This is a genomic window from Chryseobacterium sp. RR2-3-20 (assembly GCF_017808115.1).
GTDB classification, from domain to species: domain Bacteria; phylum Bacteroidota; class Bacteroidia; order Flavobacteriales; family Weeksellaceae; genus Chryseobacterium; species Chryseobacterium oryzae.
Map to the genome: position 1 here is coordinate 22,461 of NZ_JADQBD010000039.1, position 7,486 is coordinate 29,946.

Here is a 7,486-nt window from a genome sequence, read left to right on the forward strand (position 1 = left end):
TATTATGAGCGACTCTATAATTTTAGGTATCGAATCATCTTGCGATGACACTTCAGCAGCTATTATCCAGGGGAATTCTATTCTTTCTAATATCGCAGCCAACCAGGAAATCCACAAAGAATATGGTGGCGTAGTTCCCGAGCTTGCTTCTCGTGCACATCAGCAGAATATTATTCCTGTTGTTGAAAAATCTATACTCCAAGCAAATATACAACAAAATGCAATTTCAGCCATAGGCTTCACAAGAGGTCCCGGACTTTTGGGATCTTTACTTGTGGGAACATCTTTTGCAAAATCACTCGCCATGAGCCTTAATGTACCTTTAATAGAAGTAAATCATCTTCAGGCTCATATTTTGGCACACTTCATCGACGATGCAAATCCTGTGCCTCCAAAATTTCCTTTTTTATGCCTAACGGTAAGTGGCGGTCATACGATGATTGTGCTTGTGAAAGATTATTTCGATATGGAAATAATTGGCAAAACAACCGATGATGCTGCCGGAGAAGCGTTCGACAAAATTGGAAAAATATTTAACTTAGATTATCCCGCTGGTCCTATCATAGACCGTTTAGCAAAAGAAGGCAATCCGGATGCATTTAAATTTAATAAGCCTAAATTAGAGAATTACGATTATTCTTTCAGCGGAATTAAAACATCGGTTCTTTATTTCATTCAGAAAGAATTAAAGAAAAACCCTGACTTTATTAAGGAGAATATGAATGATTTGTGTGCTTCGGTTCAGAAATGCATTATTGAAATTTTAATGAATAAGCTGGAAAAAGCAGCAAAAGACCTACATATTAACGAAGTTGCCATTGCAGGAGGTGTTTCTGCCAATTCTGAACTAAGAAAGGTAATGCAGAACAACGAAAAAAGATTAGGCTGGAATATTTATATCCCAAAATTTGAATATACCACAGACAATGCTGCAATGATCGCCATGGTGGCAAAACTGAAATTCGAAAGAGGTGAATTTACAGATTTAAAAACCAGTGCCATCTCCAAATACGATTTGTAATGAAGATTCTTTTAGAAGAAAAAATACTCGGAAAACAGTCTAAAAAAAACTCCAAATATTATTGGGTTTTAGAAACAATAACAGGAAAAAATGATGCTTCAACAGAATTTGATGAAGATGATTTTCAAATGATGAGTTCGGAAACGGGTTTTATTCAAAATATAAAGGAAGAAATTATCGAGAAAATTAATGCTGAAAATGTTTTCAATTTTGATTTTGAACCAAAAGAGGGAGATTACTTATCCATCAAAAATAATTTAAGAAAAAAGGAATACTTGAATTTAATATTCATGAATAATCTTTGGGTTGAAGAAATCTATATGTGTTCTTACAGAGATTGCGAAGGTGATGTTTATACAACATTAAAAACGGGTGTAGCTTTTATAAGCGAAAACGAAATTATATTTTAAAAAACAACCATTTTTTCTATGAAACTTTTTTTTGGAGAAATACATAACGGAAAAGCAATCATCAACGATGAAGAGCAGCAGCATATTATAAAAGTTCTGCGCATGAAAGATGGCGAAGAAATTCATGTAACCGACGGAAAAGGAAATATTGCTTCCGGAACATTACTCATTGAAGGAAAAAAAGCTGGAATTACAGTTTCTGAAATTAAAAATGAAACTCCAAATTTCACTCCAAAGCTTCACATTGCCATTGCTCCAACCAAAAATATAGACAGAATTGAATTTTTTGTAGAAAAAGCCGTAGAAATGGGTATTTCTGAAATCACGATTTTTCATACCGAAAAAACGGAGAGAAAAAACATCAACATAGATAAAATCAGAAAGCAGGCAATTGCAGCATCAAAGCAAAGCTTAAGATTTCATTTTCCTGTTATTAATGATTTAACCAAAATTCAGGATTTTCTAAAAACCACCAACTCTGAAACTACTTTTGTCGCTCATTGCAACGAAAATTTAGAGAGAATTAACTTGAATAAAATTCCACAATTAGAAAACTATACTTTTCTCATTGGTCCGGAAGGCGATTTTTCGGATAAAGAAATTCAGTTTTTAGCAGAAAAAGGAATTAAAGCCGTTTCTTTAGGAAACCAAAGATTAAGAACCGAAACTGCGGGAGTATTTGTAGCAGCATGGAACTACAACAAGATGATTTAAGCAAAATTAAGATGATGATCTCTTAAATATTTTTCAAAAATCTGTTCTCCGCTTCGCATAGAATTTACTGCCCAACGGATTTTCATTCGCAAGAGTTTTTCTTCGTTTAGTTTATAATCAATATTAGATTTTATCAGCTTCTGTTTCAGTTCGTACATACAGATTGAGGCTGCCACAGAAACATTAAAACTTCTGGTGAAACCATACATAGGAATTGCCAGTGTTTCATCTGCAAAATCTAAAATTTCTTCAGAAACGCCTTGCATTTCGGTACCGAAAACCAAAGCAATGGGTTCGGTAATTTCGTATTCCGGTAAAAATTTAGCATTATTTTCTAAAGAAACTGCTACCATTTTATATCCTCTGTCTTTTATTTTTTGAAAAGACTCTAAATTTCTCGGCATTTTTTCTACTTCCACCCACGTATCTGCGCCTTTGGTCACTCTTAAATTGGGCTCAAAACTATACTCTTCCTGCAAAGCGACCACTTTATGAAAACCACATGCTTCCACAGAACGCACGATTGCCGCTGCATTTCTGAACTGGTAAATATCTTCAATAACAGGAAGTATAAAATCTGAACTTTCCGGGGCGAAATGTTGAATTTTTCTTAATCTTTCTTCCGTTAAAAATTGTTGTAAATACTCGTAAGTTTTCTCTAAATCTTTCATCTTCTTTCAAATCTTTGCAAATTAACGTAATTTTGAAATTCTAAGAAAAGTTTACATGAAAAGAAAAGTCTTGTTGATTTATACCGGCGGAACCATTGGTATGGAAAAAGATTACGAAACAGGAAGCCTGCGTGCTTTTGATTTTGGAAATATTTTTGAAAAAATGCCGGAAATGAGACTTATGGAATGTGAAGTATTTGTACATCCTTTTGCAAAACCATTAGATTCGTCTGATATGGGACCAGAAGAATGGCGAATGATTGCCCGTCTTATTTTCGAAAATTATAAAGAATACGACGGATTTTTAATCCTTCACGGTACAGATACAATGTCTTATACGGCTTCTGCACTTAGTTTTATGCTGAAAGGTCTTACAAAACCGGTAATTCTTACAGGCTCTCAATTACCCATAGGAGATTTAAGAACCGATGCAAAAGAAAATCTTTTAACAAGTCTTTATTACGCCAGTCTGTACGAAAATAATGAAGCGGTTATTCAGGAAGTAGCCATTTATTTTGAATACAAATTACTCCGCGGAAATCGCACTTTAAAGTATTCTGCAGAGTATTTCGATGCATATTCTAGTCCGAACTACCCTATTCTCGGGCAATCCGGAGTACATCTAAACATTAATAAAGACAATCTTTTAAGAAATACAAATAAAGAAAGTTTTTATATTGATGAACACCTTTCGGAAGATGTCCTATTTTGGAGAATTTTCCCCGGTATGAAGCTCAATCACTTTAAAGAAATCTCCCAAATGAAAGTATTGATTTTACAGGTTTTCGGTTCGGGAACGATTTTCAGCAGCGAAAAAACATTGGAAACTTTACAGCAAATAAGAGATAACGGAACCGAAATCGTGGTAGTAAGCCAGTGTATTTCAGGAGGAATTACTTTCGGAAAGTATGAAAACAGTAATATTTTCTCAAAAATCGGTGCCATAAGCGGAACAGATATTACCGCAGAATCTGCAATTACCAAAGCGATGCACCTTATGGACAATCCCAATTACAAAGGAACTTTTGCAGAAAATTTCTCTAAAAATATTTGTGGAGAAATAAGCAATTAACAGATAATTAAAGACTTTATTTTCAAAATCTAATTTTAATCTAAAATTTCAAATATTTCAATATTCAGGAAACTGAGAATAGAGGATTAATTATGACTTTAAGAAGTGAAAAAGTAAAAAACTATTTATTGAATAATTTTTGAACAGAGAGTCCCATTTGCTTTGTTTTATTCGAAAAAATAACCTATTTTTGCAGTCTTCTAACAAAGAGAGGTGTCCGAGTGGTTGAAGGAGCTACCCTGGAAAGGTAGTATACGGGTAACTGTATCGAGGGTTCGAATCCCTTCCTCTCTGCAAAAAGCCACTTCACAAAATTGTGAGGTGGCTTTGTAATTTTAAATTATTACAAAATGCCAAACATATCAAACAGAGCACAGAATATGCCGGCTTCACCGGTGAGAAAACTCGTTCCTTTCGCTTTACAAGCAAAACAGAGAGGTACCAAAGTGTATCACCTCAACATCGGTCAGCCAGACATTGAAACACCAGAAACTGCGCTAAACGCTCTTAAAAATATTGATTTAAAAGTTTTAGAATACGCTCTTTCTGAGGGGAATATAGAGTACAGAAAGGCGCTTACAGAATATTACCATTCTTTAGGTTTTGCAGATCTTACACCCGATAATTTTATTGTTACCAACGGAGGATCCGAAGCACTTAATTTTGCCATCTCTACATTATGTGATGATGGTGATGAAGTTATCATCCCAGAACCTTATTATGCCAATTATAATGGATTTACCAGTACATTCAATGTAAATGTAGTAGCCATTCCATCTTCTATTGATACCGGATTTGCTTTACCTCCGATTGAAGAATTTGAGAAAAAAATTACGCCAAGAACTAGAGCTATCGTTATTTGCAACCCCGGAAACCCGACCGGCTATCTTTACACCCGAGAAGAGCTTCAGAAATTAGCAGAAATCGCTTTGAAATACGATATCGTCATTATTTCAGATGAAGTTTACAGAGAATATGTGTATGATGGAAAACAGCAGATTTCTATGCTTGCATTTCCTGAACTAAGCGAAAACTGCATTATAATAGATTCAGAATCAAAAAGATATTCTATGTGCGGCGTAAGAATCGGATGCATGATTACCCGTTCTAAGAAAATTCGTGATGCAGCTATGCTTTTTGCTCAGGCAAGATTAAGCCCTGTACTTTTGGGGCAGATTGCCGCTACAGCTGCCCATCAAAACGATGGCGCATACATCCGATCTGTAAGAGAAGAATACACCCACAGAAGAAATGTTTTGGTAGATTTATTAAATTCTATCCCCGGAGTAATTTGCCCGAAACCTAAAGGTGCATTTTATTGTGTTGCCGAACTTCCTGTAGATGATACAGAGAAATTTGCACAATGGCTTTTGGAGAAATATACTCTTAACAACGAAACCATTATGGTAGCTCCTGCTGGTGGATTTTACAGCGATCCTGAACTGGGCAAAAAACAGGTAAGAATTGCTTATGTTCTTAAAGAAGAAGATTTAAGAAAAAGTGTAGAAATTCTTAGAAATGCACTGGAAAAATATAAATTAGATTTCAACATCTAAAAAATAAATAATAATGTCAGCAGTAAAAATAATCAGTTCGAAAAGTTTTTTTCTAACATTTTTACTGCTGATTTTTCTTTCCTGTGATTATAAAAAAGGCGATACGCAAAACACAGACGAAGAAAAAATAGAAGTAATGACTCTTTCTCATATTGGTGGAGAAAACGGCTTCTATGAAATTATCAAAATTAAAAAGGACTCTATTTTTTTTGATAGTGGAACATCAAAACCAAGCAAAAACAACAATTGGAAAAATGCCCTAAGCAAAGATGACTGGCAATTATTATCCTCATCTATTAAAATAAAAAACTTAGACAGTATCCGCAGTTCTCCAAGCATTCAGCATCTCGACGGAATAGACGAAACTCTCATTATAAAAACCAGCAAAAAATCTCACATTTTCGTTAATTCTTATAATGACATCCACTATAATCAGATTGAAATCCTCAAGAACAGACTGAATAATATTATTTCCAAAAAACAACTTTCAACCGTAAAAAAATCTCAGAAATAATGCAGAAAAATTTCTCACTGAAACCTTACAATACTTTCGGAGTAGATGCCAATGCAGAATATTTTGTTGAAGCCAATTCTGTAGATGAATTAACTGCCGCTCTCCAATATGCTCAATCGCAAAACCTTCCGGTTCTTTTTCTTGGTGGTGGAAGCAATATTTTATTGACAAAAAATTTTGAAGGTGTAGCAATCAAACTCAATTTAAAAGGAATTTCGGAAAAGATTTTGAATGAGAATGAAATTTCTGTAACCGCAAAATCCGGCGAAAACTGGCACGAATTCGTGTTATATTGTTTGAATAAAAACTACGGCGGATTAGAAAACCTATCCCTAATTCCGGGAAATGTAGGAACTTCTCCAATGCAGAATATTGGTGCTTATGGAACCGAAATTAAAGATGTTTTTACCGAATGCAAGGTTTTAAACCGAAAAACTTTCGAAATAGAAGTTTTTGATCTCGCAAAATGCCGTTTCGGGTACAGAGATTCTATTTTTAAGCAAGAAGGAAAAGATAAATATGTTATTTTGGAAGTGAGTTTTAAATTAACCACTCAAAACCATCTTATTAAAACAGAATATGGAGCCATAAAGACCGAATTAAATAATTTGGGAATTGAAAATCCTACCATTCAGGATGTTTCTAAGGCAGTTATTAATATTCGCCAAAGTAAATTACCCGATCCTAAAAAAATGGGGAATGCTGGAAGTTTTTTCAAAAATCCAACCATCCCATTGCAACAATTTGAAAAATTACAACAGCAATTTGAAAACATTCAGGGATATCCAAACGGTGATTCTGTAAAAGTTCCCGCAGGATGGCTTATTGAGCAATGCGGCTGGAAAGGAAAGCAAATTGGCAACGTCGCTTCACACCAATTACAGGCATTAGTCATTGTAAATGCAACAGGAAATGCAACCGGAAAAGAAATTTTCGATTTTTCTACAATGATTATTGATTCTGTGAAAGAGAAATTCGGGATTGAACTGGAAAGAGAAGTGAATATTCTTTAAAACAAGAATTATTCATTTAAAAATATGCTTAAACCTAATAGCGATTCTTTACTGAAGAATTTTTAATTTGTACATAAAACCTATTGGTTCTGTAATTTTCCAGCCTCCATAATGTTTAGAATTATACTGAAAGGTAAAGGTATTTGGTGAAGATTGAAAATAAATAGCATTAACATTATTTTTACTGTACTTTAGGTTGAATGAAAGTACAAATCCATTTTCAGGATACTTAATAATTCTTGGCAATAGAATTGTCCATTTATTCTTCTTTATATTTGAATAATTTTCTGTAAAAGTCAGAATAGGGTTATTACTATCGGGAAAATTATTAATAACTGGCAATAATCATATTTCTAATATTGTTTCATCATCTTTAAGATCAGCAATGATTTTTGGATATAAGGTTATCGATTTAATAGACACTATCCCGTAAAGTGTGTAAGTAGAAAAGTTAGGCTTGGATTTTATAATCTGAGCCTTTTTTCAAAAATAAGCATAAATTGGTTTAAAACCAA

General features: G+C 33.9%; 9 protein-coding genes and 1 tRNA gene. 8 read left to right on the forward strand and 2 right to left on the reverse strand.

The features are described from left to right. The first annotated feature begins 4 nt into the window (after positions 1 to 4). From tsaD to IV513_RS10005, 3 genes are read left to right on the forward strand one after another with little or no spacing between them, the layout of a single operon-like run. Positions 5 to 1,021 carry a tRNA (adenosine(37)-N6)-threonylcarbamoyltransferase complex transferase subunit TsaD gene (tsaD, locus tag IV513_RS09995; protein WP_209390428.1) on the forward strand — a complete coding sequence of 339 codons (1,017 nt, stop codon included), beginning with the start codon at positions 5 to 7 and terminating at the stop codon, positions 1,019 to 1,021. Continuing rightward, the gene (locus IV513_RS10000; protein WP_209390429.1) at positions 1,021 to 1,431 is read left to right on the forward strand and encodes a hypothetical protein; all 411 of its coding nucleotides are present in this window, start codon (positions 1,021 to 1,023) and stop codon (positions 1,429 to 1,431) included. The genes tsaD and IV513_RS10000 overlap by 1 nt, the downstream gene beginning before the upstream one ends. Before the next feature lie 18 nt (positions 1,432 to 1,449). Beyond that, entirely contained in the window at positions 1,450 to 2,145 is a 696-nt protein-coding gene (locus IV513_RS10005; protein ID WP_209390430.1) for a 16S rRNA (uracil(1498)-N(3))-methyltransferase, read from the forward strand. Here IV513_RS10005 and IV513_RS10010 read toward each other — a convergent pair. After that, positions 2,142 to 2,816: an RNA methyltransferase gene (locus IV513_RS10010; protein ID WP_209390431.1), complete on the reverse strand. Its 675-nt coding sequence runs from the start codon at positions 2,814 to 2,816 to the stop codon at positions 2,142 to 2,144. The genes IV513_RS10005 and IV513_RS10010 overlap by 4 nt on opposite strands. A 55-nt stretch (positions 2,817 to 2,871) precedes the next feature. Here IV513_RS10010 and IV513_RS10015 point away from each other — a divergent pair, with 55 nt between their 5' ends. The 5 genes from IV513_RS10015 to murB all read left to right on the forward strand — a co-directional run bounded on the left by IV513_RS10015 (position 2,872) and on the right by murB (position 6,971). Continuing rightward, the gene (locus IV513_RS10015; RefSeq protein ID WP_209390432.1) at positions 2,872 to 3,888 is read left to right on the forward strand and encodes an asparaginase; all 1,017 of its coding nucleotides are present in this window, start codon (positions 2,872 to 2,874) and stop codon (positions 3,886 to 3,888) included. A gap of 207 nt (positions 3,889 to 4,095) precedes the next feature. Continuing rightward, a tRNA-Ser gene (locus tag IV513_RS10020) sits at positions 4,096 to 4,182 on the forward strand. 56 nt (positions 4,183 to 4,238) lie between these two features. Next, the gene (locus tag IV513_RS10025; protein WP_209390433.1) at positions 4,239 to 5,444 is read left to right on the forward strand and encodes a pyridoxal phosphate-dependent aminotransferase; all 1,206 of its coding nucleotides are present in this window, start codon (positions 4,239 to 4,241) and stop codon (positions 5,442 to 5,444) included. A gap of 13 nt (positions 5,445 to 5,457) precedes the next feature. Next, positions 5,458 to 5,958, forward strand: a complete 501-nt coding sequence (locus tag IV513_RS10030; protein WP_209390434.1) for a hypothetical protein — start codon at positions 5,458 to 5,460, stop codon at positions 5,956 to 5,958. After that, a complete protein-coding gene (gene murB, locus IV513_RS10035; protein ID WP_209390435.1) occupies positions 5,958 to 6,971 on the forward strand; it encodes a UDP-N-acetylmuramate dehydrogenase in 1,014 nt (337 codons plus the stop codon). Before IV513_RS10030 ends, murB begins: the two co-directional genes overlap by 1 nt. Before the next feature lie 48 nt (positions 6,972 to 7,019). Here the strand turns inward: murB and IV513_RS10040 are convergent, their stop codons facing one another. Then, positions 7,020 to 7,313 (reverse strand): hypothetical protein, encoded by a 294-nt coding sequence (locus IV513_RS10040; RefSeq protein ID WP_209390436.1) that lies wholly within the window; start codon positions 7,311 to 7,313, stop codon positions 7,020 to 7,022. Positions 7,314 to 7,486 lie beyond the last annotated feature (173 nt).